General features: G+C 66.2%; 19 protein-coding genes and 1 riboswitch. Of the genes, 13 read left to right on the top strand and 6 right to left on the bottom strand.

From position 1 onward, the window contains the following. Nucleotides 1-60: 60 nt before the first annotated feature. The 4 genes from glnA to lpdA all read right to left on the bottom strand — a co-directional run bounded on the left by glnA (nt 61) and on the right by lpdA (nt 4734). A complete protein-coding gene (glnA, locus tag WDA27_02135) occupies nt 61-1485 on the bottom strand; it encodes a type I glutamate--ammonia ligase (protein ID MFA5889746.1) in 1425 nt (474 codons plus the stop codon). A 249-nt stretch (nt 1486-1734) separates the two neighbouring features. Continuing rightward, nucleotides 1735-2664 (bottom strand): lipoyl synthase, encoded by a 930-nt coding sequence (lipA, locus tag WDA27_02130; protein ID MFA5889745.1) that lies wholly within the window; start codon nt 2662-2664, stop codon nt 1735-1737. 37 nt (nt 2665-2701) lie between these two features. Further along, nucleotides 2702-3358 carry a lipoyl(octanoyl) transferase LipB gene (gene lipB, locus WDA27_02125; GenBank protein ID MFA5889744.1) on the bottom strand — a complete coding sequence of 219 codons (657 nt, stop codon included), beginning with the start codon at nt 3356-3358 and terminating at the stop codon, nt 2702-2704. Further along, nucleotides 3355-4734, bottom strand: a complete 1380-nt coding sequence (gene lpdA / locus WDA27_02120; GenBank protein ID MFA5889743.1) for a dihydrolipoyl dehydrogenase — start codon at nt 4732-4734, stop codon at nt 3355-3357. Before lpdA ends, lipB begins: the two co-directional genes overlap by 4 nt. 85 nt (nt 4735-4819) lie before the next feature. Here lpdA and gcvT point away from each other — a divergent pair, with 85 nt between their 5' ends. The 8 genes from gcvT (at nt 4820) to WDA27_02080 (ending at nt 14526) form a co-directional block, all read left to right on the top strand. Then, nucleotides 4820-5878, top strand: a complete 1059-nt coding sequence (gcvT, locus tag WDA27_02115) for a glycine cleavage system aminomethyltransferase GcvT (protein MFA5889742.1) — start codon at nt 4820-4822, stop codon at nt 5876-5878. 181 nt (nt 5879-6059) lie between these two features. Beyond that, nucleotides 6060-9038: a S8 family serine peptidase gene (locus tag WDA27_02110; GenBank protein MFA5889741.1), complete on the top strand. Its 2979-nt coding sequence runs from the start codon at nt 6060-6062 to the stop codon at nt 9036-9038. Between the two features lie 190 nt (nt 9039-9228). Then, entirely contained in the window at nt 9229-10284 is a 1056-nt protein-coding gene (locus WDA27_02105; GenBank protein ID MFA5889740.1) for an MFS transporter, read from the top strand. Continuing rightward, nucleotides 10281-12566 carry a molybdopterin oxidoreductase family protein gene (locus tag WDA27_02100; protein MFA5889739.1) on the top strand — a complete coding sequence of 762 codons (2286 nt, stop codon included), beginning with the start codon at nt 10281-10283 and terminating at the stop codon, nt 12564-12566. The genes WDA27_02105 and WDA27_02100 overlap by 4 nt, the downstream gene beginning before the upstream one ends. Beyond that, entirely contained in the window at nt 12563-13129 is a 567-nt protein-coding gene (locus tag WDA27_02095; protein ID MFA5889738.1) for a 4Fe-4S dicluster domain-containing protein, read from the top strand. Before WDA27_02100 ends, WDA27_02095 begins: the two co-directional genes overlap by 4 nt. Beyond that, nucleotides 13129-13620, top strand: coding sequence for a Rieske (2Fe-2S) protein (locus WDA27_02090; GenBank protein MFA5889737.1), 492 nt, complete (start codon nt 13129-13131; stop codon nt 13618-13620). Before WDA27_02095 ends, WDA27_02090 begins: the two co-directional genes overlap by 1 nt. Beyond that, on the top strand, nt 13617-13910 hold the full coding sequence (locus tag WDA27_02085) for a hypothetical protein (protein MFA5889736.1): 294 nt from the start codon (nt 13617-13619) through the stop codon (nt 13908-13910). The genes WDA27_02090 and WDA27_02085 overlap by 4 nt, the downstream gene beginning before the upstream one ends. 7 nt (nt 13911-13917) lie before the next feature. Beyond that, the gene (locus tag WDA27_02080) at nt 13918-14526 is read left to right on the top strand and encodes an HPP family protein (protein MFA5889735.1); all 609 of its coding nucleotides are present in this window, start codon (nt 13918-13920) and stop codon (nt 14524-14526) included. 59 nt (nt 14527-14585) lie between these two features. On the opposite strand, the gene WDA27_02075 is transcribed toward WDA27_02080, so the two are convergent. Together WDA27_02075 and WDA27_02070 are read right to left on the bottom strand one after the other, a co-directional pair. Then, nucleotides 14586-16175: a hypothetical protein gene (locus WDA27_02075; protein MFA5889734.1), complete on the bottom strand. Its 1590-nt coding sequence runs from the start codon at nt 16173-16175 to the stop codon at nt 14586-14588. Nucleotides 16176-16199: 24 nt separating this feature from the next. Then, on the bottom strand, nt 16200-18338 hold the full coding sequence (locus WDA27_02070) for a hypothetical protein (GenBank protein ID MFA5889733.1): 2139 nt from the start codon (nt 18336-18338) through the stop codon (nt 16200-16202). Nucleotides 18339-18591: 253 nt separating this feature from the next. Then, nucleotides 18592-18749: riboswitch (cobalamin riboswitch) on the top strand. Between the two features lie 139 nt (nt 18750-18888). Here WDA27_02070 and WDA27_02065 point away from each other — a divergent pair. From WDA27_02065 to WDA27_02045, 5 genes are read left to right on the top strand one after another with little or no spacing between them, the layout of a single operon-like run. Beyond that, nucleotides 18889-19758, top strand: a complete 870-nt coding sequence (locus WDA27_02065) for a prenyltransferase/squalene oxidase repeat-containing protein (protein ID MFA5889732.1) — start codon at nt 18889-18891, stop codon at nt 19756-19758. A 4-nt stretch (nt 19759-19762) separates the two neighbouring features. After that, nucleotides 19763-20626 carry a hypothetical protein gene (locus WDA27_02060; protein MFA5889731.1) on the top strand — a complete coding sequence of 288 codons (864 nt, stop codon included), beginning with the start codon at nt 19763-19765 and terminating at the stop codon, nt 20624-20626. Next, nucleotides 20623-21738 (top strand): energy-coupling factor transporter transmembrane component T, encoded by a 1116-nt coding sequence (locus WDA27_02055; GenBank protein MFA5889730.1) that lies wholly within the window; start codon nt 20623-20625, stop codon nt 21736-21738. Before WDA27_02060 ends, WDA27_02055 begins: the two co-directional genes overlap by 4 nt. Then, nucleotides 21735-23330, top strand: coding sequence for an ATP-binding cassette domain-containing protein (locus WDA27_02050; GenBank protein MFA5889729.1), 1596 nt, complete (start codon nt 21735-21737; stop codon nt 23328-23330). Before WDA27_02055 ends, WDA27_02050 begins: the two co-directional genes overlap by 4 nt. Continuing rightward, the gene (locus tag WDA27_02045) at nt 23327-24160 is read left to right on the top strand and encodes an ECF transporter S component (protein MFA5889728.1); all 834 of its coding nucleotides are present in this window, start codon (nt 23327-23329) and stop codon (nt 24158-24160) included. Before WDA27_02050 ends, WDA27_02045 begins: the two co-directional genes overlap by 4 nt. The last annotated feature ends 2 nt before the right edge of the window (nt 24161-24162 follow it).

Here is a 24162-nt window from a genome sequence, read left to right as displayed (position 1 = left end):
CGATCGACTCCAAAAGAAAAAGCCGCCTTCCGGGCGGCCTTTTCTGTTAGTTCGTAGAACCTAGATGTTGTAGTAGAGCATGAACTCCCACGGGTGCGGGCGCAGACGGACCTGGTCGAGTTCGTGCTCGCGCTTGTAGGCGATCCAGGTCTCGATGACGTCTTCGGTGAACACGCCGCCTTCCAGCAGGAAGTCGTGGTCCGCCTCGAGCGCGTTGAGAACTTCCTCGAGCGAACCCGGAACCTGCGCGATTCCGGCCTTCTCCTCCGGCTCGAGGTCGTAGAGGTCCTTGTCCACCGGAGCCGGCGGCTCGATTTTGTTGCGGATCCCGTCCAGACCGGCCTGCAGGCACGCCGCGAACGCGAGGTACGGGTTGCAGGAGGGGTCGGGGGTGCGGAACTCGATGCGGCGCGCTGCCGGGCTCTTTGCGTAGGTCGGGATGCGGACGCACGCCGAGCGGTTGCGCTGCGAGTACACCAGGTTGATCGGCGCCTCGTAGCCCGGGACCAGACGCCGGTAGGAGTTGGTCGTCGGGTTCGTGAAGGCGAGCAGCGAGCGCGCGTGCTTGAGCAGTCCGCCGATGTAGTAGCGGGCCATGTCCGACAGAAGCGCGTAGCCGGTCTCGTCGTAGAACAGCGGCTCGCCGTTCTTCCACAGCGACTGGTGAAGGTGCATGCCCGAGCCGTTGTCCATGAACAGAGGCTTCGGCATGAAGGTCGCCGTCTTGCCGTGGCGCCAGGCGACGTTCTTGACCACGTACTTGTAGTTCATGATCTTGTCGGCCGTCGCGAGCAGCGTGCCGAACCGCATGTCGATCTCGGCCTGGCCGGCGGTGCCGACCTCATGGTGCTGGACCTCGATGTGGATGCCCATCTGCTGCATCGTGAGCATCATCTCGGTCCGCAGGTCCTGCTGCTGGTCCGTCGGCGGGACCGGGAAGTAGCCTTCCTTGTAGCGCACGCGGTAGCCGCGCGATCCCGGGTTTCCGGAACCCCAAGCGCCTTCCTCGGAGTCGAGGTGGTAGTAGCCCGAGTGCTGGTTCTGGTCGAAGCGCGCCTCGTCGAAGACGTAGAACTCGGCCTCTGGGCCGAAGAAGGCCGTGTCGGCGATGCCGGTGGACTTCAGGTATGCCTCGGCCTTCTGGGCGATGTAGCGCGGGTCGCGCGAGTAGGGCTCACCGGTGATCGGGTCGCGCACGAAGCAGTACAGGTTGACCGTGGGGACCTCGCGGAAGGGGTCCATCACCGCGGTTGACGGGTCCGGGAACAGGAGCATGTCCGACTCCTGGATCTGCTGGAACCCGCGGATCGAAGAGCCGTCGAAGCCGAAACCGTCCTCGAAGGACGCCTCGGTCAACTGGCCGATCGGTACGGAGAAGTGCTGCGTCAGGCCCGGGAGGTCGGTGAAGCGCAGGTCTACGACCAGCGCACCGTTCTGCTTCGCGAACTCGAGCGCTTCCTTCGGTGTGGTGGGTGTTTCGGGCACTGTCGCCTCCCTGGATCTCCTGCTCACGGACAGAATCGGTAGCGTAGGGGGCCGGGCGCCGAACTCCAAACGCGGTTCCCCTTACCGCACCGGAAGAACGCTAACAGAGGCCCATTTCGCACCAGTTTCCCGTTTGTTAAATCTTCGTTACGGGGGTCTCGGCGCGCCTCGCCGTTGCCGGGCCGGCCCCGGGCCGTCGGGGTGCGAGAACTTGGTTCGAGTACTCGCGCTGGGCGCAAATGATTTGCGCTACGCGCGAGTACTCGGGGGCACATCTGTCCCGAGGGCCACTCTCGCGGAGGCGGTCGCGAGGGCTGCGCGGTGCTGGCGGCCGGCGCGGTAACTCGAGCGAACGAGGGGGCCGGCCTCGACCCAGGCGAAGCCCATGGCTTCGCCTTCGCGTTTCCACTCCGCAAACTCCTCGGGAGGCACCCAGCGCGCCACGGGGATCTGAAGGTCGCTCGGTTGCAGGTACTGGCCGATGGTGAGCAGGTCGCAACCGGCGTCGCGCAGGTCGCGCATGGTCTGGTGGATCTCTTCGCGGGTCTCGCCCATGCCGGCAATGATGTTGGACTTGGTGAAGCAGGCCGGGGGGAGTGCGGCGCGCGCGCCGTGCAGAAACTCAAGCGAGCGCTCGTAGGTGAAGGCAGGGCGGATGCGTCCGATCAAGCGTGGGACGGTCTCGATGTTGTGCGCCAGCACGTCGGGCGCGGTTTCGCACACGGTAGCGAGAGCCTTCGCAGAGCCCTTGAAGTCGGGGGTCAGCAGTTCGACGCCGCAACCGGGGAGGCGCGCGCGGATCCGGCGCGTCACCTCGGCCCACAGCCACGCGCCGCCGTCGGCGAGGTCGTCGCGCGCGACGCCGGTGACCACCGCGTAGCGCAGGCCCATCTCGGCCACGGCTTCGGCGACGCGGCGCGGTTCGTCGGTGTCGTACTCGGTGGGCGGCGCCGTGGTGATGTCGCAGAAGGCGCACCGACGGGTGCAGCGGTCTCCGCCGATCAGGAAGGTCGCCTCGCGCTCCTCCCAGCACTCGCCGATGTTCGGACAGGTGGCGGCCTCGCACACGGTGTGAAGGCCTCCGCCGCGTGTGATGCGACGCAGGTCGGTGAAGTTGGGGCCGGTGGCGAGACGTACCTTCAGCCACGCCGGTTTACGTCCGGACACGGCCGTGGCCATAGGGAGGTTTCTGGCCGGCCCTTGAACGCCTGGATGCTCAGACATGCGCGCGCTCCACGAGGTCACGGTCCAGGCAGCGTGCCAAGTGCCTTGCGGCGTGATCTGCGACTTCTTCCACCCCGGCGCTCGTTCCGGTGAGGGTTCGCAGGGATGTCACGCCTTTGTCGAGGATGCCGCAAGGGACGATGCCGTTGAATGCGCTGAGGTCGGGGTCGACGTTGAGCGCGAACCCGTGGGTGGTGATCCCGCGCGAGACGTGAACGCCGATGGCTGCGAGTTTGGAATCGCCGACCCAGACGCCACGCAAGCCATCGATGCGCAGGGCGGTTGCGCCGAAGTCGGCCGCGGTGTCGATCAAGGCTTGTTCGAGGGCGCACACGTGCGCGACGACGTCGGCGGCGGGGCCGAGGTCCAAGATCGGGTAGCCGATCACTTGGCCGGGGCCGTGGTAGGTCGCCAGGCCGCCGCGATCCGTCCGCACGACGTCGATGCCCTTGTTCTTGAGCGCGGCTTGATCGAGCAGGACGTCGGTGTCGGCGGTGCGCTTGCCGAGCGTGTATACGGGGTCGTGCTCGAGCGTCAGCAGGTAGTCGGGGATCTCTGCGGAGGCGCGGTGCGCGGCAAGGTCACGTTGGAGGTCCCAGGCCGCCTGGTAGCCCATGCGGCCCAGCCACGCGCTCCAGAGCGGTTTCACGGCGTATGCAGCGCCCTTCCGGCGAGCGCGAGCGCCGCCTCTCCGAACATCTCGCTCATCGACGGGTGAGGGTGAATCAGCGCGGCGATTTCCTCGACCGAGGCTTCCCAACCGACCGCGAGCATCGCTTCAGAGACCAGATCGGTCACGTGCGGACCGACGTAGGACGCGCCGAGCAAGGCGCCGTCGCGCTCTGCGACGAGTTTGCAGAAGCCGGCGGTTTCCCCAAGGATCGCGGCCTTGCCGATCGCGCCGAGCGGGATGGTGACGGTGACGACGTCGTAGCCCTTCTCGCGCGCCTGAGCCTCGGTGAGTCCGACCGCGCCGACCTCGGGCGTGCAGTAGGTCGGGCGCGCGATCGCGCGGTAGTCGACGCCGCGCGAGTTGGCACCGGCGATGTGTTCGGCGGCGGTCATGCCCTCGGTGAAGGCGACGTGCGCGAGCGCTGCGGTGGGGATGGCGTCGCCGACCGCGTACACGCCGGCAACGTTGGTCTCGAACTTGTCGTTCACGGGGATGAAGCCGCGCTCGTCGATGGCGACCCCTGCGGCGTCGAGTCCGGCGCCCTCGGTGACCGGGCGGCGCCCGACGGCGACCAGAAGGACCTCGGCCTCGATGGTCTCGGTCTTGCCGTCCACGCTAACGGTTGCCGACACCTTGTCGTCGTCCACGGCGAGGTCGTCGAGTTTCGCGCCGGTGTGGGAGCGGATTCCGCGTTTGGAGAAGGCGCGCGCGAGTTCCCGGCCGACTTCGGGCTCTTCGAAGGGGAGCAGGCTCGGCAGCATCTCGACGATGGTCACCGTGGAACCGAAGGACGCCCACATGCTCGCGAACTCCACGCCGACCGAGCCGCCGCCCAGCACGATCGCGCTGCGCGGGACTCCTGCGGTGAGCGCCTCGTCGCTGGTGAGCACGCGTGGTCCGACGCTGAGTCCGGGAAGCATCTTGGGCGCCGAACCGGTCGCGAGGACGAGCGCGCGCGCGGCGCGCAACTCGCGTTCGCCGGCGACCACCGTGCGCGCGTCGCGCAGCGTGCCGGTCGCCGACACCATCTCTATGGCGCGGTGCTTGATAAGCCCTTCGAGGCCCTTGTGCATCTTGGTAACGACGCGATCCTTGTGCTTCTGGACACCGTCCCAGTCGTACGTGGTCTCTCCTGTGGTCACGCCGAACCGCGCAGCGCCGCGCGCGGAGTCCAGGACCTCGGCCGAGTGCAGCAGCGCCTTGGTGGGAATGCAGCCGCGATGCAGGCAGGTCCCACCGAGCTTGTCGCGCTCGACGAGCGCGACTTTCAAGCCCAGCGTCGCCGCGCGAATTGCCGCGGAATACCCGCCGGTCCCGCCTCCGAGAACCACCAGATCGAATTCGTCGGCCACCGTTCACTCCTTGGAAATGGACTCGGGGCCATCGTAGCCGCCGCGGTGCTTTGACGACCATGGGTCCGCCTCGTAGCGTTGCCGCATGCTCAAACTCTCTCTTCTTGATGCAGAACACCGTGCGCTCGGTGCCAAGATGGGCGCTTTCGCGGGCTGGGACATGCCGATTTCCTACGAGGGAACGGTCGCGGAGCACACCGCGGTCCGCGAGCGCGCCGGCATTTTCGACGTTTCCCACCTCGGCAAGTTGCTCGTCTCCGGTCCCGGCGCGGCGGGTTTCCTTGATTCCCAGCTCAGCAACCGCATGGTGGATCTCGGCCCGGGGCGGGCGCGCTACACGCTCATCTGTAACGACGACGGCGGGATCCTGGACGACCTGATCGTGTACGCGATCGGTGACGAGGAGTACCTCGTGGTCCCGAACGCATCCAACCGCGACGCGGTCGCTGCGCGCCTTATGGATGCCGCGCCGGCCGACGCGCGCGTCGAGGTTCTCGACTGGACGACGCTCGCGGTGCAGGGTCCCCGATCCCGGGAGATCGTCGAGGCTCTGTACCCGGAAGCGAAGGACCTCGGCTACATGAGAGTGGCGCGGGCGGCCGACGTGGTGATCGCGCGTTCCGGCTACACCGGTGAGGTCGGCTACGAGGTATTCACCACCGCGGCCGACGCGGTGGCTGTGTGGCGCAAGTTGCTCGACGATGTGCGAGAGGTCGGCGGCATGCCCGTCGGGTTGGCCGCGCGCGACACGCTTCGGCTCGAGATGGGATACCCGCTGCACGGAAACGACATCGGTCCGGACACCAACGCCGCCGAGGCGGGGTTGATGTGGGCGGTGTCTCTTCAGGGCCGTGAGTTCCCAGGCGCGGCTGCGCTGCGCGAAGCCACACCGGCGCGCGCGCTCATCGGCCTGGTCATGCAGGACCGACTGATTCCGCGGCACGGCCATCCGGTTCTCGTCGGCGGCCGTGTCGTGGGGGAGTGCACCAGCGGGACGTTTTCGCCCACGCTGCGCATCGGCATTGCGCTCGCCTACGTGGAGATCGAGGCCGCATCGCAAACCGAGTTCGAGGTGGACGTGCGCGGAAAGCGCGGGCGCGCGCGCGCCGTCCGGCCTCCGTTCGTCGATCGATCCCCGAAGTAGCCGCCCCACCTCGCGCCCTGCGGGAGTTCGCCGCCCAGCGGCCCTTCGCGTACATTGACGCGACAGTCGTGGAATAGGGCAAATCCGGCCGATCGTTCGGATCGGGCGGCAGGTTCCAGGAGGTTATCCGGCCGCCGGCGACGAACTCACGTGAGGACAGGGCATCCCTGGGGATGGAGCCGTGAGAAAGGGCCAGCGCGTGGGTGTTAGGACCGCACTCGTGTTCGGCGTGGCTTTGGCGCTGGTTCCTGTGTATGCATCGCCTGCCGTGGCCTCCGAGGTGCGGGCAGCGAAGTCCGAAGGCCAAGTGCATACCTATGTCGTTGAGCTGCGTGAGGGTGATGCGAGCGGACTCGAATCGGTTACGTCCGAGCTTGCGCGGCAGTACTCGGCGCAGATCAGATTCGTATACAGGTACGCGCTCAAGGGGTTCGCGGCCACGATGACCGCAGGGAACGCTCGAGCGCTGAGACAAGATAGGCGTGTCCGATTAGTCGAGGAGGACAAGCTAGTTTCGGCAGATGCCGTGCAGAGCGGTCCACCCTGGGGTCTCGATCGGATCGACCAGCGGGACTTACCCCTGGATTCGACGTTCTCCTACGTGAGTTCCGGCGACGGAGTGCACGTATATGTCATCGATACCGGGATCAGAACCACGCACGATGAGTTTGGTGGCCGGGCAAGTTACGCATACGACGTCGTCGACGACGGCTGGAATGGCGATGACTGCGACGGACACGGAACGCATGTCGCGGGGACTATCGGCGGGTCCACTTACGGGGTGGCGAAGGCCGTTTCGCTCTATTCCGTTCGCGTTCTGGACTGCGACGGTTCCGGGTACGTGTCCGGGGTGATTGCCGGGGTCGACTGGGTCACTGGAAACCACATCAGTCCGGCGGTGGCGAACATGAGCCTGGGGAGTGACTACGATCAGGCCCTCAACGATGCAGTGACTAACTCAGTCGAAGCGGGAGTCGTCTACGCCGTCGCTGCCGGCAACGACTACGGGGACGATGCGTGCGACTATTCCCCAGCGAGCGCTTCTGGAACAATCACTGTCGGCGCGAGCGATTCAAGCGACTACGAAGCCGACTTCTCCAATGACGGTTCGTGCGTGGATCTCTTTGGACCCGGCGTAGACGTTGAGTCCGCGTACAACTCGGACGATTCCGCGACCGCCGTCATGAATGGAACCTCCATGGCAACTCCTCACGTCGCCGGCGTCGCTGCGCTATATCTCGAGGAGCACCCCGGCGCTGCGGCGAGCGAGGTGCGCGATGTCATCATTGACAACGCAACCTCCGGGCGTCTCTTCAACCTTGGATGGGATTCTCCCGACGCCCTGCTCTATTCCGGGTTCGTGGTGCCTCCGGCGGTGTTTGATCTCACGGTCTCGAAGGCGGGGTCGGGGTCGGGAACGATAGGCAGTTCCCCTGCCGGCATCGACTGCGGATCGACATGCTCCGGGAGCTTCAGTTCAGGAACTGTTGTCACTTCGACGGCAACTCCGGACGCAGATTCGAACTTCACGGGATGGTCCGAGGACTGCTCGGGCACGGGGGAGTGTTCGGTTACGATGGATCAGGCGCGCTCGGTCTCTGCGACGTTCACGCTGAAGACCCATGCATTCACGGTCACCAAGACCGGTTCGGGGTCGGGCACGGTGGCAAGTGATCCTGGCGGTATCGACTGTGGCGCGACGTGCACGGCGAACTTCGACCACGGCACGCCCGTGACGCTTAGCGCCTCACCTGCCGCGAACTCCACCTTCACCGGGTGGTCTGGAGCGTGTTCGGGCACTGGGGATTGCGAGGTCGCGGTTGACCGTGCGCGCGATGTCACATCGACGTTCACACTGAAGACCTATGCCTTGTCGGTTACCAAGGCCGGGCCCGGCTCCGGCACAGTGATGAGCACACCTTCGGGGATTAGTTGCGGCTCGACCTGTAGGGCACGATTCGACCACGGCGCTGTCGTAACGTTGAGCGCATTGCCCGGTTCGAGTTCCACCTTCACCGGCTGGGGCGGCGCGTGCTCGGGAACAGCCGACTGCCAGGTCACCTTGGACCAAGCGCGCGCAGTCACCGCGACGTTCACGCGTCCGACGGCCGCACTGGCGACACCGACTGCCATCAGAAGTCCGGTCGCCGTCACTTTCTCCGAACCTGTTATGGACCTCTCGACGGCCAACGCTGTGCTGCGGGTCAAGGCAACCGCAACGAACCTTGGTGCCGGGCTTGCGTGCAAAGACGCCGCGGATGTCGCGGTGGATTGCCTGTCCGGTCCGGTTACAAAGGCTTACCTCACCCCGACCTCACCCCTTACTCCCGGACAGCGCTACACCGCGACGATCAATCCCGCGGATGTGACCCCTGCCACCGATGCCGACGACAACGCAGTGGAGACGACCTCGGTCGATTTCCGCGCCTCGACGAGCGAACAAGAGTCCAGCTCCGCTGCGACCTATGCGTGGCGCTCGGTCAAGAACTCCTCCGCGCACGGCGGCTATTACTCGACCGAGCGTTTGGCCGGTGCGTCGGCAACATTTGCTTTCACCGGCACCTCGGTCACTTGGTACACGATGACCGGTCCGGATCAAGGCAAGGCAACCGTCTACATCGACGGCAAGTCCAAGGCCACCTACAGCCTCTACGCATCCAAGACCACCTACAAAGTCGCCAAGGCGTACTCGGGTCTTTCCTCGGGTGCACACACCATCCGGATCCTTGTCCTTGGCAAGAAGGGTTCCTCGAAGGCCACCGACACCCTGGTCGCCGTGGACGCATTCAAGGTCGGAGGCACGCTGACTACCAACCCGAAGCCTTCCTACGGGTGGCGAGGCGTCTCGGACTCCAAGGCGTCGGGCGCGCGCTACGCAACCTCCAACCTTGCCGGCACCGCGACATCTTTCAAGTTCCGCGGCACCGGCATTCGCTGGGCCACCTTGCTCGGCCCTACCCAGGGCAAGGCCACCATCTACATCGACGGCAAAGCCAAGGTCGCGGTGGACAACTACGCCTCGGCCGCGAAGTACGGTTACCTGCGTTCGGTTACCGGTCTTTCCGATGCGGTGCACACCGTCAAGATCGTGGTGCTCGGCCAGAAGAACTCGAAGTCCTCGGGGACCTATGTAGCGGTGGACCGCTGGGTCGTGGGGTGATCTAACCGCGGCCGTTCGCCGAAGTAGAAACGAGTGCGCTACCTGCGGATAGTGCCGATGCACCGGCCGGATTCGCGCAAATGCATCCCACGTCGATAGCGTGAGAGCTGGTTCCGATCAGTCTGGTCGGATCTGTGGTTACATGTTCCGGGCTGATCTCATCAGGGCGAAGAAAATCCAAGAGGTCGTCATGGGACGTTTGAAGAAAAGAAGCGCGAACCGTCGGTTCAACCCGACGGCCGTCGCCGTTGCCGCCGCAACGGCATCGGCGCTGGGGCTTTCGATCTACTACGGGAGTCGCAAACTCCAGAACTTCGACGCGGCGCTGATCGGGTACACGACGGCCGTTGTGTTCCTCGCATTCGGCGTCGCGCATCGCTACGTCGAGTGGACGCAGAGTCCGCCCACGCGACGCTATTTGGTGCGCGGGTGGCATGCGTTCTTCTCGTGGACGAACTTCCGCCGGTTCCCGACGATGATTCCCAAAGCGCTGGTGTCGTACTTGTCGCTGCAGACGTTCATCGGCAAGCGCGGCAAGGTGCGGTGGATGTCCCACCAGTTCCTCTTCTGGGGCGTCATGCTTGCGACGGCGGTTACGTTCCCGCTGACATTCGGATGGATCAACTTCCGCGCGGCGGGATCGGCTTCGTCGGCCTATCGTATGTACGTCTTCGGCATCGGGACGCTCACGTTCGATCCGCTCTCCTGGTACGGGTGGGTTGTGTTCCACTTGCTGGACATCGCTGCGGTGCTGGTGCTCGCGGGGTGCGGGTATTTCGTGTGGCGCAGACTTCACGACCGCGAGGCGGCGACCGGCCAGCGGTTCGGCTACGACTTCCTTCCCTTGGTTGCTCTGATCGCGATCTCGTCCACCGGGTTGCTGCTCACCGCTTCGAGTCTTTGGCTGGAGGGACAAGGCTACGAGTTCCTCGCCATCACCCACATGGCGACGGTGGTTCTCACCCTGGTGTTCATTCCCTTCGGGAAGTTCTTTCACGTCATCCAGCGTCCCGCGAGCATCGGCGTGGACTTGTACAAGCAGACGAGTCTGGCGCGCGCCGGCGTGTTCGCGTGTCGCAAGTGCGGGGAACCGGTGGAAGTGGCCACGTTCGTCGGGGATCTGCAAACAACCATGGGGGAGTTGGGCCTCGGGTTCGGCGAGTGGACCGAGACCTGTCCGCGCTGCAAGCGCCTGGCGCGCGGCGGCGCGTATCTGAATGAAGTGAAGCGAGGGTTCTCATCGTGAAACGCAAGAAGGCTCTACCCGTTTTGGCCGCCGGAATCGGCGACTTTCGCGAATCCGGAGCGGAGCCCGCAGGCGACTGGCAGGCGCCGCAAGCCGGCGAACGCCTGGTGCCGACGCACTGCTGCTTCTGCGGAGTGCAGTGCGGGATGTACGTGCGCGTGAGCGAATCCGGCAAGGTCTTTGGCGTCGAACCGCGGTTCCACGACATCAACAAGGGCAAGCTGTGCCCCAAGGGAATCGTCGCTTACCAGCAGGTGTCGCACCCCGACCGTTTGCTGTACCCACTCATGCGCGATCGTCGCGATGCGCCGCTTCGCCGAGTGAGTTGGGAGGACGCGCTGGACCGCGTGGTGTCCGAGATCACGCGCATCCAAGGCGCGTACGGCCGCGACGCTTTCGGGCTCATCGGCGGCGCAAGCCTGACAACCGAGAAGACGTATCTGCTCGGCAAGTTTGCGCGCGTGGGACTTTGGACGAAGCACATCGACTACAACGGCCGCCTTTGCATGGTGTCGGCCGCGGGCGCGAACAAGAAAGCATTCGGGATCGACCGCGCGGCCAACCCTTGGTCCGACATGTTCGACACGCAGGTGATGATCGTCGCCGGCGCCAACGTCGGCGAGACCTTCCCGGTGGCGACGCAGTACTTCTGGGGCGCGCGCGATCGCGGCGCCAAACTCGTCGTCGTCGATCCGCGTGAAACCCCGTTGGCGCGAACGGCCGATCACATCGTTCGTCTGCGCCCGGGCACCGACGCAGCGTTCTTCAACGGACTGTTGAACGTCGTGGTTCGCGAAGGCCTGGTGAACGAGGAGTTCATTCGCACGCGAACCCAGGGTTGGGAAGCGGTGCGCGATGTTGTCGCGACCTACTCGCCGGAGCGCGTCGCCGAAATCTGCGGCATTCCAGCCTCGCAAGTTGAGGAAGTCGGGTTGCTGTGGGGCCGCGCGGAGCGCGCGATGGCTTTCCACGCGCGAGGAATCGAGCATCACATCCAGGGCGTCGAGAACTGCCTTTCCGTCATCAACCTCGTTCTTGCCACCGGTCAGATCGGTCGCCCTGGAGCCGGCTATGCAACGATCACAGGACAGGGAAACGGACAGGGAGGCCGCGAGCACGGCCAGAAGTCCGACATGCTGCCGGGAATGCGCGACATCGAGAACCCCGAACACCGCGCGCACATTGCGCGCGTCTGGGGGATCGACGAGGCTGACCTTCCGCACAAGGGCACCTCGTACGTCGAGATGATCTCGCAGATGGAGAGTGGGGAGATCCGCGGAATCATCGGCATGTGCAACAACCCGCTGGTATCGCTGCCGAACGTCAATCAGGTGGTGCGGGGATTCGATGCATTGGAGTTCCACGCGCAAGTGGACTTCTTCCTCTCTGAAACGGCGGCGCGCGCCGACGTCGTTCTCCCATCTACGACTTGGGTCGAGGACGAAGGCGTCGTCACCAACTCCGAAGGCCGTGTGCTCAAGCACTCCAAGGCCGTCGAGCCTCCCGGGGAAGTCCGCACCGACTCCTGGATCATTTGCGAGATCGCACGCAGGCTCGGAGCAGGCGAGCGGTTCGCCTTCGACACTCCCGAGGACATCTTCAACGAGTTGCGCGTCGCGTCCAAGGGCGGCGTCGCCGACTACTACGGGATTACCTACGAGAAGGTCGAAGAGACGGGCGGCGTGTTCTGGCCGTGTCCGGAACTCGATCATCCGGGCACCGTGCGTTTGTTCGAGGAGCGCTTCTATCACCCCGACGGCAAGGCTCGTTTCCTGCCGGTCGAGTGGCGTGAACCTGCAGAACCGCCGGACGAGGAGTATCCGCTGCGCCTGACGACCGGGCGAACGGTCGCGCACTTCCTTTCGGGGAACCAGACGCGACGCATCCCGGCGCTCGTCGAGCAGACTCCGCGGCCGTGGGTCGAAGTGCATCCGTCGCTCGGGTTCACCAACGGCGAGCCCGTGACGGTAATCACGCGTCGCGGACGGATCACGTATCCCGCGCTGGTGACCGAGACCATTCGGCCCGACACGGTGTTCCTGCCTTATCACTGGGCGGCCCCGGTGGCGGCGAACACCCTGACGGTCGAGGCGCTCGATCCGATCTCCAAGATCCCCGAGTTCAAGGTGTGCGCGTGTCGCCTGGAGCGCGGCTCGGTGATCGATGAAGTTCAGCGGCCGCCGGTGCCGCCCGGACACGCCGAATACGCCGACGAGTTCTCTGCACTCAGCGACTCGCGTCCGCCGACGATGCCGCAAGGCAGGGGGACCGCGGAGTCATGATGGAGCGCACGCTTTTCGTCGATCCCGCGCGCTGCATCGGGTGCCAGGCGTGTGTCGCGGGCTGTCGCGAATGCGATTCGCATCGCGGCAAGTCGATGATCCACCTGGACTACATCGACGTTGGTCACAGTGTGGCGTCGCTTCCGACGGTGTGCATGCACTGTGAGGACCCGATCGCACCGTGCGCGCAGGTGTGTCCGGCCGATGCGATCTTGATCACCGCCGACGGAGTCGTGCAGGAGGCTCTCAAGGAGCGCTGCATCGGGTGCGTCAATTGCGTTCACGCATGTCCCTTCGGCGTTCCCAAGATCGCTATGGAAGAGAAGCTTCAATACAAGTGCAACCTTTGTTACGACCGCAGTTCCAGGGGTCTCGCCCCGATGTGCGCGACGGTGTGTCCGACGGGAGCGCTTTGGTTCGGAACCTTGGAGGAGTTGGAGCGCGAGCGGCCGGGAGTGCGAGTGGCCGATCAGTTCGACTTCGCCGGAACGGTGGTTCAGACGGGCTGCGCAGTGGTGGTCGGGCCGTCGTTTGGTCGCAGTGCGGTTCCGGGAGGTATGTGATGTCGAAACCAAACCGTCCCGACGCGCCGTCGGTTCGCGCGCTGCTCGACAGGATTCGCGAGGATGCTCCGGTCACGCGCCGCGATTACTTGCGCATCCTGGTCACGGTCTCCGGCGGGCTCCTCGCCGGAACGGTCGCCGTCGCGTCGGGAGTGTTCGGCAGGCATGGCTCCGGAAGCGCGCCTCCGCTGCGAATCGCGCAGGAGTTGGAGCGCGGGCGAGCGATGTACTTCAACTACCCCGAGGAAGGGGATCAGGCGATTGCCGTGCGAATGGCCGACGGAAGGCTCGTCGCATACTCGGCCATCTGCACGCACCTCGCGTGCTCGGTCCTTTGGGAGTCGAAGACGGGACGCTTGGAGTGTCCGTGTCACAACGGCGCCTTCGACGCTGGAACGGGAAACGTGCTCGGCGGACCGCCGCCGCGTCCTCTTCCTAAGGTGTTGCTAGAAGAGCGGTCGGACGGGATCTGGGCGGTGGGAACGGCATGACGACCAACAACCGCACGACATCGAATCGCTACCCGGGGGGCCGGCGCAGCACGTCCACGGGACCCGGCCCGGGCGCCGGGACGGACAGAGATCCCGAGCGAGCATCCATGCTCTCCGCGCGCATCGCTATCGTCGCGACGATCGTCATCGGCCAGTTGTGGGGGTTGACCGTCGCGCTGAACGCTGCGTTGGAGGGGCATCGGTCGCAGGTGTGGGTTGTTCTGGGCATCCAGGCGGCGTCGTTCGTCGGGGCTCTCGTGATTTGGCTGGCTTCCCCGCGCGACAGGTGAGGTACTGATGAACGACGAAGTCCGCTATCCAATCGGCGGCCGCATGTCCGATGTTGTGCTCGGCTTGGGCCGGAGATTCCATTTGCCCGCGCTGGTTCGCCGCCACAACTCGACGGCCGTGATGGGGCTGTTCGCTTTCGTGAATGGATCCCTGTCGATCGGCATCATGGCGGGTGCCGCCTTCGTGACTCGTCAGCCGTTCATCTTTCCGTCACTTGGGCCGACCGCGTTCTTGCTCTTCTACACACCGAACACGCCGGCTGCGTCTCCGCGCAACACTCTCGTCGGACACCTCATCGGCACCGCGGCCGGGTATCTCTCGCTGGCGGTGTTCGGCTTGCTTCACGCGGGTCCGGCGATTGCGGTCGGAGTCTCCGCCGGCCGCGTCGGTGCTGCGGCGATGTCGCTCGGGCTGACCGCGGGTCTGATGGTCTGGCTGAAGGTACCTCACCCGCCGGCCGGCGCAACGACGTTGATCGTCAGTCTGGGCGTGCTCGCCAAGCCCATTCAGCTTGTCGTGCTGATGCTCGGTGTTCTGCTGCTCGTGCTGCAGGGAATCATCATTAACCGGCTCGCCGGACTCGACTACCCGCTCTGGGGACCGAAGAAGTCATAACCCGCCAACCCCAGTCGCTGACCCGACGGGCGCGCGCCGCCGGATGTCGCCGGCGACCTTTACGGCGTCGTGGGGGCCAGGGTGTCGGCGCCCGCGGGGAGGGCGGCGTCGTTTGCGAAGGCGGCGCATTGCGCGCGCGCGCTCCACAGAGCCGACCCGACGCCGGTAACTTCGCCGGCTCCTCGGAGCAAGGAGCACGCGACTCGCTCTCCGAGCGTGTGGCTCACGTTGAAGAAGTAGTTGTCGTTTCCGATCGGGTCGAAGCCCCACGTGGTCGGATCGGATTGGTCCCCGTCAAACAGCGATTGGCGCATCGGCTCGGGATACGCGTCGGGGAACGGCGCGATGATGTAGCCGAGCGTGTCTCCGGCGAGGCCGAAGACGAAGTGGCCCTTCATGCCGGGGGTTGCCGCGCTCACGGTCGCCGGGATCTGCGGGTACAACTCGCCCGGTCCTCCGGAGAAGAGCAGGTCTCCGATGCGCGCGGAGAACGTAACGGTGCCGATCAGGTTGCCGGCGCTCCACGGTGGCAGGATCGAGCGCTGGATCGGCACGCCGATCACGGATCCGGCAACCATCGCGCCGAGCAGGATCGCGTTGTGCCCGGCGTCGACGATCAGGTACGAGTGTCCGTTCACGACCGCTGGACCGGTTAGCGCTTCGGCGTGCTCGAGTGCATCGTTCGCGCGCGCCACGACTCGCCCGGCGTAGTGCTCGACGGCGCAGTAGTCGCGCGCGAGGTCCTCTTTGGGTCCGCACTCCGTGGAGTTGAACGAGGGGCCGTCGTTGGGTTGGCTGCGTCCGATCGCGCCTTCCACGACGACCGCTTCACCGCCGTATTGGGCGGCGAGATCAACGGCGGCCGGACCCGGCCAATCGGCCGAGACGAGCGTGTTGTCGCCCCCCATGACGGTTGGGTGCGCGGACAGGTTGAGCATGGTGGCGAACGCCTTACCGTCGGAGGGGTCGCGTGCCTGGAGCACTCGCAACTCGCTGTCCATCGTGGTGTTGGCCGGGTCGTCGCCGAACTGGTTGGAGATCAGGTTGTCATCGCCGCCCGGATTGGCTTCGGCGGTTCCGAACCAAAGGGTTGCGTCCTTGTGCGCGCCCCACGCATCGGCGATCGCACCGATCGTCTGGTCCTTGATGTACTGGAGGTATTCGGTCGGCACTCCGCCCCAGACGCCGAGGGTGTCGGGACCCGCGTGTGAGTGGTTGGCTCCGATAATGACCTGCTCGGCGGGAATCCCTACGGTTTCCTGCACGGCCTTGCGCATGTCTTCGACGCCGTAGGGGCCTTGCTGGTAGGCGACGAAGAAGCCTTGGGTCTCGATCGAGGTGAGCACGAGCGCGTGCGCGGGGTTGTCGTCGGGTGAGACGACGAAGGCGCGCGCGAAGATCCCCGGACCCAGGATCCCGGTCGCGGCCGGCCGTGACAGGCCGCCCGCGTCCCACAGTCCTCCGGAACCGATGCCATAGCCTCCGAGGTAGACAGGCTTTCCGGCGAACGTCCCGTCGGGGTCGGGGTTGATCGAGCGCTTCGCCGCGCCGACCTTGTAGACGGTCGGCGGGTCGGTCGCGCGCGCGGGTGTGAGCGCGAACGCAGTGATCAGAACGAGCAGCAATCCCATCGCGGTTGTGCGGCGCATGGCTTTCCTCCTGTTGCTTGCGGTCTAGTAGTGGCGTACGCAGTCGGTGTCGCTTGACTGGTCGCACACGTCCGCATCGACGCGCGTGTGAATCAAGCTTGCCGTCTTCCATGCGTGCCAGTCGTCGCACGCGCCCTTGCCCTCAGCCGATGTTGCCGGGTCGAGGCCGAGCATTTCCCAGACAGTGCACGCGTATGCCGGCGCAAGCATCGAGCCCGCTGAGTTCGTCTCTTGGTAGTGGTTGTTGTAGTGAACGCCGAACTCAAGGTCCGGCGCGATGTCGGCGCACGGGTCCGGCGCCTCGTCGCGGCCCCAGGCTCCGTGCAGCGATCCCAGCCCGACGCCGTGCGCCGGTGGCGCCGCATACCAGGCGAAGTCGTAGCCGGCGACGATGTAGCCGAGCAGGTCGGGCGTGTAGCCGAGCAGGAAGTTGTGCGCGGTGCCGAATTTGGCGACCTGCGCCGCGCGGATCCCGGGCTCGAACGCGCGCCCGGTGTTCGCGCCCCGGACGTTTTCGTACGAGAAAGGCCGCGCCGCGCACGCGAGCGCGTCGGGGTTCGGCGAGATGTAGTCGAAGTGGTCGTTGGGCGCCACGGGTGTCGCGCGGTTGTGCGACCCGAGGCCCCAGTAGATCTCCGGGAGCAGCTCGCCCGGCGCGGTCACAAACGACGCCGAGCCGATCTTCCACGCGTACACCGTTGTCTTGCCGTCTACGCCGCCCGGCGCGCCGGCGCGGACGCCGGTCAGGTCCGCCGCCGTGGCGGTTGCCGATGTCGAGCCCACGTAGGCCGGCTTGTCGATCACACCGGCGGCTGTGAGCGCGACGAGCCCTTCGTTGTTGATCGGAACGAAGAGGTCTTGCGCTGTGAAGTCGTCGACGGCCGCCGGGGTCTCCCACGGAGCGCTTTCGATCGCGCGCACCGCGGCGCTCCCGGCGACGCGCCCGAGCGCGTAGGTGCGGTTGCGCGCGCCGACGAGATCGGATGTCTTGAACACGATCGGCTCACCGCTCTCGGGATCGACGGCGAATGTCTCGCCGTCGAAAGTGTCGCGGTGCCAGCGACGCATGCACGAGTCACCGACGACCTCGGCCGCGGCTTGAGCACCCTGGGTATGGATCGCCACGCCGCCGAACTCGTCCTCGATGGTCGAGCGGATCGTGTGGGCGAAGTCGGAGGAGAGGTAGACGTTGTTGTCTTCCATCGACTCGACGTGCGTGCCCCAGTTGTCCAGGGTCGCGATCGTGTTGCCTGTGGAAACGTCGGCGACTTGCATCACGCGCAGTTCGTCGTCGAAGACCCACGGAGTGCGGCACGAGTTCCGCGACTGAAGTCCGGCGAGGCTCTCATCGGGAGTTCCGTTGACGGTCGTGAACTTCGTTGCCGGGGTGATCTCTCCGAACCGGAACTTGGCGGGAGCCGCTGCGTGCGCCGCGTCCACGACGGCTTGCGCGATCTTGTACTCGATGTAGCGCATGTACTTGGGGTACTTGCCGTCGCTGGTGAGGTCCGCACCCCACATTCCTACCGTGTCGACTGCCTCGTGGTCGTGAGTGTGCGAGACGATCAGGTACTGCAGGTCCAGGTTCGGGTCCATCTGCTTTGCGGTGGCGACGATGCGGTCGTTCCAGTCGCTGAACCACCCGATCACGTCGATCGAGGCTTGCGCGAAGGCGAGGCCGGTGGTCGGATCCTTGACGTAGAGCGCGCGCGCCCAGATCGGATCGAAGGCTCCGAGGGGAACTCGGTCTTGGCCGAAGCCGGGCATGTAGATCCCGTCCCACTTGTTTGCCGAGCCCGGGTCAAGCCGCGTGTTGACCGGGTCGTCGGTGAAGGACTCTCCGACGTCGTAGCGTCTGTTCGCGTTGGTGTCGGTGAACGCCTCGCCCCAGATGCCGCTTTGGGTGACTTGGCCGGCGCTTGCGAGCCCTGACTCCGGCTCGAAGGTATCCCAGAGTTCGCCGGGGAGGCCGTCGGAGTTCGATGCAGCCGAGTCCGAGTTCGCGTTGGGCGTCGTGACGCCGGGGATGACGGTGAACGGCGTCATGTTTTGCTTGGCCGCGCCGGCGATCAGCGTCGATTCGGTTGCCCTTGCCGCCAGCCCGGCGGCCGTCATCGTGCATGCGGCCAGAACGAACAGCACTTTGACCCGCAGTGTTCTCATCTCCGTCTCCCAGCCATCGACCCTCACCCTGGGCTTTCGTTTTGTGTGGTTTCGACGCGTTCGGGGTTGATGCCTGCCGGCGCGGGAGGGAATCCGGAATGGCGCGCGCCGACCTCGCATTCCCTCGATGTGTGCGATCGGGGCCGTATTGCGCCCGTTTTCACTACGGGACGTCATCCGTGGCCCCGGAAACGGCCCTGTCGACTTGAGGTACGCGGTTCGTCCCAGTACGCTCGGCCGCGCACCTTGTAAACCGAATAACGCACGCGGCGGTGCTCCAAAGCACGGAAGCTAGGAGCCACCGAGGGGGAAGCCGGTCCAAGTCCGGCGCTGTCCCGCAACTGTAGGCCGATGGCCGCCCACGAGGCGGCGCGGCGAGCCAGGGTACCCACCGTCCGCGTAGCTCCGGATCAACCTTCGTGCGAAAGGGGGAGGAGCAATGCAGGTATCCCGCATTGCAGCCCCCTTGCCAACAGGCAAGGGGATTTTCATTTTTCGGCGTGTCGTGGCACTCGTCATGGCCCTGTCCGCCTTGGGTTGGGGGTCTGCGATGGCCACCACCCCGGCGCAGTCGGCGACTAAGGGCGTTGGGTGGCTGCTGGAGCAGCAAGCTGCCAACGGAAGCCTGGGTTCGGACGTCGGCCGCACCGCGGAGTTCGTCTTGGCGATGAAGGCCGCCGGGCAGACGCCGTCGCCCTCGGCCGTCGAGTTCCTCAAGAGCAACGCCGCGGCTGCGATCACCGCGGGGCCCGGCACCATCGGCAAGGTGTTGCTCGCGGCGAAGGCCGCCGGGCAGGATCCGCGCGTCTTCGGGGGAAAGAACCTCGTCGCCGCATTGACCGATGCCGCCGTTGCGGGGTCCTACGACACGGGCTTGCCGGGTCAGGCTTTCGCGATGCTCGGGCTGGCGGCTGCCGGTGTTCCCCAGGACGCGACCACGGCGCTGCAGATTCTCAAGGGTCAGGCTCCCGATGGCGGCTGGGGGTTCAGCGGCGCTCCGGTCGATCCGTACTTGTCCGACACCAATGACACTGCGCTCGCGGTGCAGGCCTTGTTGGTGGCCGAGCCGATTCCCGGCGTGACCGACGTTGCGATTGCGCGCGCCCTGCAGTTCCTCGCGCTCAACCAGGACGACGAAGGCGGGTTCGCTTACCAGAGGGTCGGGGCGTTTTGCTCGCCGGTGTGCACGGCGGATGTGAATTCGACGGCCTATGTGATCGAGGCTCTCGTTGCTGCCGGAGAAGACATCGGTAGTGCCGCGTGGACGAAGGGTTCAACGCCGGTTGGGTGGCTTGTGGCGCACCAGAACGCCGACGGGTCTTTCTTCTCGGACTGGGACAAGGTCATGGCGACGGTGCAGGCGGTTCCGGCCGTCGTCGGCAAGCCGCTCGCGTGCGTCGCCGACTCGACTTGGTGCTGATGCAATGACGCGTGCGGCGCGCGCGGTCGCGCTCGGCGTAGTTCTGGCCGGGTCGCTGCTGCTCGTGCCGACTCGTCCCGCCGTGGCCGCGCCCTGCAGGACGCTCGCCGCGGCGGGACGAGCAAACCACGCCGGAATCGTGATCGAGTTCGGAGATCTGTCCACGCGTGAGTTCTGCGTTTCGTTCACCGAGGACTCGATCTCGGGTTTCGAGTTGTTGGAGCGGACCGGCCTGGCGATCGTGTATCAGGACTACGGCGGCGGAAGCGTCACCATCTGCAAGATCGGCGGCGAGGGGTGCGACTACCCGGCGAAGCCTTGCTTCTGCCAGTGCCTGGACGCGGGCGTGAAGACCTGCACGTTCTGGGGCTACTACCGGATCGATTCGTCCAGCGGCGCGTGGCGTTACGCCAACGGCGGTCCCGGATCCACGCGCGTGCGCGACGGAGATTTGGAGGGCTGGCGTTGGGGTCAACACCAGCAGGGACTCGGATCCCCGGCGCCGTCGACGTTGGCCGGAGTCTGCGAGCGCGGGGAGCACGTTGACCCAGTCACATCTCCTGCGGTCCGCGAAACCGGCGGCACGTCGGCGCCTCGGTCTACGGCGGCCGGATCGCCTTCTCCGTTCTCGACGTTTGCGACGCCGGTTGGCGTGAGTCCGTCGCCGTCCGCGCTGCAGGGTGCGCCGTCGGCCGGAATCATTGAATCCACCCCGCCGGGCTCGGCGGTCGGCCCCGAGGGGAGCGCCGCCGGAGCACGTTCGAGTGCGCCGGGCGCTGCGGGAGGCGTCGGGTTGGCCGCCGTTCTCGGAGGACTCGGGGTGTGGGGCGCGCGCATTGCGCGCGCGCGCCGCCGCGAACAAGGATGAACTCCGAACCGGCACCGGGCTTCCATGCGACCGCGTGGCTCGCCTGGTGCGCGTCGGCCGCGACATTGGTGCTCGTGATCGGCAATCCTTTTGTCACGCTGACGGCTATCGCAGCGCTGGCCGTGGTCGCGGTCGCGTTCGCAGCGCCGGGGCCCGAGGGCCGTTCGTACCTACTCATGCTCAAGATCGGCTTGGTCTTCCTCGCGGCGCGCGTCGCGCTGTTCGGGCTCACCGGTCATGCGGGGTCCACGACTCTGGTGACTCTTCCCTCGGTGGGGCTCCCGCAATGGCTCGGTGGGTTTTCCCTGGGCGGCGCCGTCACAGGTGAAGTGCTCGGACAGCAGTTGGCCGACGGCCTGAAGATCGCTGCGTTCTTGGTGTGCTTCGGCGTGTTCATGTCGGTTGTCGAGACCTATCGCGTGCTGCGCCTGCTGCCGCGGTTCGCGTTCGAAGCGGGGCTGGTGCTCGGGATCGCGCTCGCGTTCATTCCGGTGCTGATGCGCTCGGCTGCATCGGTTCGTGACGCGCAGCGTTTGCGCGGGCATCGGTTTCGCGGGCTCCGGTCGCTCCGTCCGCTGGTTGTGCCGGTGCTCGCGAACGCGCTGGAGCGCTCGCTCACCCTGGCGGCGTCGATGGAGTCGCGAGGGTACGGGCGCGCGCAACGTATTCCCGATCGCGTCGAGGCCGCAGCGCGCAGCGCCGCACTGGTCTCGCTGTGCGCGGTTACCGCAGGCGGTGCTCTGGTGCTGTTCGGACGCACGCTCCCGGGAGCGGCGCTGGCGGTGCTCGGTGGGGCGGGTCTTGCCGGGGCCTTGCGCGCGCTGGCGCGTTCGGTGCAGCGCACGCGCTTTCGTCCTGATCCGGCCGACGTTTGGGATCGCGTTCTCATCGGCGGGTCCTTCGCTTTGATGGCGTTTACGGTTGCGGCGAGCAAACTCGGCGGTGCCCACTGGTACGCATATCCGTCGGTGTCTTGGCCGGCGCTGGACGCGCGCCTGATTGCGCTCGCTGCAGCGCTGGTCTTGCCTGTGGGGCTCGCCTCGGCGCGTACGGCGCGTATGCGGCGAGCGTCGGAATCCCACGCAGCGCCGGCCGAAAGGGCGGCGGCATGATCGAACTTCGGGACGTTCGTTACCGATACCCGGGGAGTTCCACGTGGGCGCTCGATGGGGTGTCGCTGCGCGTGCGCGATGGCGAGATGGTCGTGATCGCCGGCGACTCGGGCGGCGGGAAGTCCACCTTGGCGCGCGCGATCACAGGCCTCGTCCCTCACTTCCACGGCGGGGAGTTCGCCGGAACGGTTCTCACGGGAGGGCGCGACACTCGGACGCACGCGCCACGCGACTTAGCCGACGTCGTCGGGTTCGTCGCGCAAGACCCCGAGTCGCAAGCGGTCGTGGATCGGGTCGAGGACGAGATCGTCTTTGCGATGGAGAACCTCGGGGTTGCGCCGATCTTGATGCGCAAGCGAATGGAAGAGGTCCTGGACGCTCTGGCGATCTCACACCTTCGCGACCGGCGACTGGAAACTCTCAGCGGCGGCGAGCGGCAGCGCGTGGCGATCGCCGGCGTGCTCGCCGCGCAGCCGAAGTGCTTGGTGCTCGATGAGCCGACCAGCCAACTCGATCCGCAGTCCGCGGAGGACGTGCTCGGAGTGCTGCACCGTCTGAACGCCGACCTTGGACTGACCATCGTGCTGGTCGAGCATCGACTCGAACGCGTGGTGCAGTACGCGGACCGGATGATCGTTCTGCACGACGGGCGGATAGCGTGCGACGGAACGCCGCGCGACGTTCTCGGGCGCAACGGGGTTGCCACGCCGCTGTCCCGCATCGGGCGCGCGCTCGGTTGGGAACCGCTTCCTCTGACGGTTCGCGAAGGGCGCGCGTTCGCGTCGGCGCTTCGTGATCAACTCGCGCCGGTGCAGACCCCGGCGCCCTCGTTCGGCGAGTCGTTGGTGGAGGTCGAGGGAATGCGCGTCGCTCTGGGCGCGCGCGAGGTGGTTCGCGGGATCGACCTTCGGGTGTCGGCCGGCGAGACGGTTGCGATCGTCGGGCGCAACGGATCTGGGAAGACAACCTTGTTGCGCGCGCTTGTTGGATTGCTGCGTCCGCACGCGGGGCGCCGCACGGTCGCGGGGTTGGATCCTGCGAACGTGCCGGTCGAGCGACTCGCCGCGCGCGTCGCTTACGTTCCGCAGGCCGCCGACGCGCTGCTGTTCCACGAAAACGTACGGGACGAGATTCGCTTCACGCTGGCCGCGCGCGCGCCGCACGAAGACGTCGACGTGCTTCTAGCGTCGGCAGGACTGGCGGACTTCGCAACCGCAGACCCGCGGGACCTTTCCGCGGGCCAACGATTGCGGGTGGCTCTTCTCGCGGCGACGGCCGGCGATCCGCGTGTCGTGCTACTGGACGAGCCGACGCGAGGCATGGACGCTGCGGGCAAGGATCGATTGGCGCACGACCTCGCCGCGTGGCGCGCGGCCGGGCGCGCGACGCTATTGGTGACCCACGACGTGGAGTTGGTCGCCCGCGTTGCGACGCGGGTCGTGCTCCTTTCCGCAGGATCGATCGTGCTGGATGGTCCGGTGCGCGACGTGCTCGGCGAATCCACTTTGTTCGGGTCGCAGATGAACAAGGTCTTCTCCGATGCCAGGATTCTCACCGTCGAGGACGCACTGGCCGCGGTGAGTGCCGGATGACGCGCGGCGCAGAGCCTTCGCGCGCGACCAGTGTTGCTGCGGCTGCGCTGACCTTTGCGACCCACGCCTTGGGCGTTGCGGCATTCATGTATCCGTTCTTCCTCGGTCCGGTGACCGCGGCCAACCGCACGATGTCGCACGCGTCTGAGGCGCCGGTGCTCTTCTCTGTGTTCGGAGTGTTGTTGATCGCGGTGGCGGTCACCGAGGCGCGCGCCGGCCGCATGGACGCGAAGCAGATCGCGCTGCTCGGCGTGCTGTCGGGCGTGAACGCTGTGCTTCGACTGCCCGGCGCGCTCGCAGGCGCGAGTCTGATGTTCATCTTGCCGATCCTTTGCGGTTACGTGTTCGGGCCTCGGTTCGGATTCATGCTCGGCGCCTCCAGCATGGCGGCGTCGGCGGTGATCACCGGCGGAGTGGGGCCGTGGTTGCCGTTTCAAATGTGGGCGCTCGGCTGGGTCGGACTCGGCGCCGGCATGGTCGGGAAGATGCTCGGTCGCCGGGTGTCGCGTCCGTGGGCGGTCGCGGTGCTCGCCGTCTACGGATGGGCCGCGGGACTGGGATTTGGGGCGCTCATCAATGTGTGGTTCTGGCCGTTCCAAGCGGGAAGTACGGATATTTCCTGGACGCCCGGACTCGGTGCCGCGGCTGCCGCAGGTCGCTACTGGCGCTTTTACCTGCTGACCTCGCTTGCGTGGGACTCGGCGCGCGCCGTGGTCAACGCCCTGCTCATCGTCACGCTCGGCCGCCCGGTGCTGCGAGTTCTGTGGCGGTTCCGCGCGCGCCTGCTGGTTCGGTGGCGCCCCGCAGCACAAGAACGCGCGCTAGCATGACG

The sequence above is a fragment of the Actinomycetota bacterium genome (assembly GCA_041658565.1).
In the GTDB taxonomy this organism is placed as follows: domain Bacteria; phylum Actinomycetota; class AC-67; order AC-67; family AC-67; genus JBAZZY01.
This window is presented reverse-complemented; position numbering and strand designations above follow the sequence as displayed.

What these genes read in the sequence shown, in the direction of transcription:
- WDA27_02095 (MFA5889738.1), top strand. Translation starts at nt 12,563, where the DNA reads ATGATGGAGCGCACGCTTTTCGTCGATCCCGCGCGCTGCATCGGGTGC.
- WDA27_02070 (MFA5889733.1), bottom strand. Translation starts at nt 18,338, where the DNA reads ATGAGAACACTGCGGGTCAAAGTGCTGTTCGTTCTGGCCGCATGCACG.
- WDA27_02050 (MFA5889729.1), top strand. Translation starts at nt 21,735, where the DNA reads ATGATCGAACTTCGGGACGTTCGTTACCGATACCCGGGGAGTTCCACG.
- WDA27_02055 (MFA5889730.1), top strand. Translation starts at nt 20,623, where the DNA reads ATGAACTCCGAACCGGCACCGGGCTTCCATGCGACCGCGTGGCTCGCC.
- WDA27_02065 (MFA5889732.1), top strand. Translation starts at nt 18,889, where the DNA reads ATGGCCACCACCCCGGCGCAGTCGGCGACTAAGGGCGTTGGGTGGCTG.
- WDA27_02090 (MFA5889737.1), top strand. Translation starts at nt 13,129, where the DNA reads ATGTCGAAACCAAACCGTCCCGACGCGCCGTCGGTTCGCGCGCTGCTC.
- WDA27_02045 (MFA5889728.1), top strand. Translation starts at nt 23,327, where the DNA reads ATGACGCGCGGCGCAGAGCCTTCGCGCGCGACCAGTGTTGCTGCGGCT.
- WDA27_02080 (MFA5889735.1), top strand. Translation starts at nt 13,918, where the DNA reads ATGAACGACGAAGTCCGCTATCCAATCGGCGGCCGCATGTCCGATGTT.
- WDA27_02075 (MFA5889734.1), bottom strand. Translation starts at nt 16,175, where the DNA reads ATGCGCCGCACAACCGCGATGGGATTGCTGCTCGTTCTGATCACTGCG.
- gcvT (MFA5889742.1), top strand. Translation starts at nt 4,820, where the DNA reads ATGCTCAAACTCTCTCTTCTTGATGCAGAACACCGTGCGCTCGGTGCC.
- lipA (MFA5889745.1), bottom strand. Translation starts at nt 2,664, where the DNA reads ATGGCCACGGCCGTGTCCGGACGTAAACCGGCGTGGCTGAAGGTACGT.
- WDA27_02085 (MFA5889736.1), top strand. Translation starts at nt 13,617, where the DNA reads ATGACGACCAACAACCGCACGACATCGAATCGCTACCCGGGGGGCCGG.
- WDA27_02060 (MFA5889731.1), top strand. Translation starts at nt 19,763, where the DNA reads ATGACGCGTGCGGCGCGCGCGGTCGCGCTCGGCGTAGTTCTGGCCGGG.
- WDA27_02105 (MFA5889740.1), top strand. Translation starts at nt 9,229, where the DNA reads ATGGGACGTTTGAAGAAAAGAAGCGCGAACCGTCGGTTCAACCCGACG.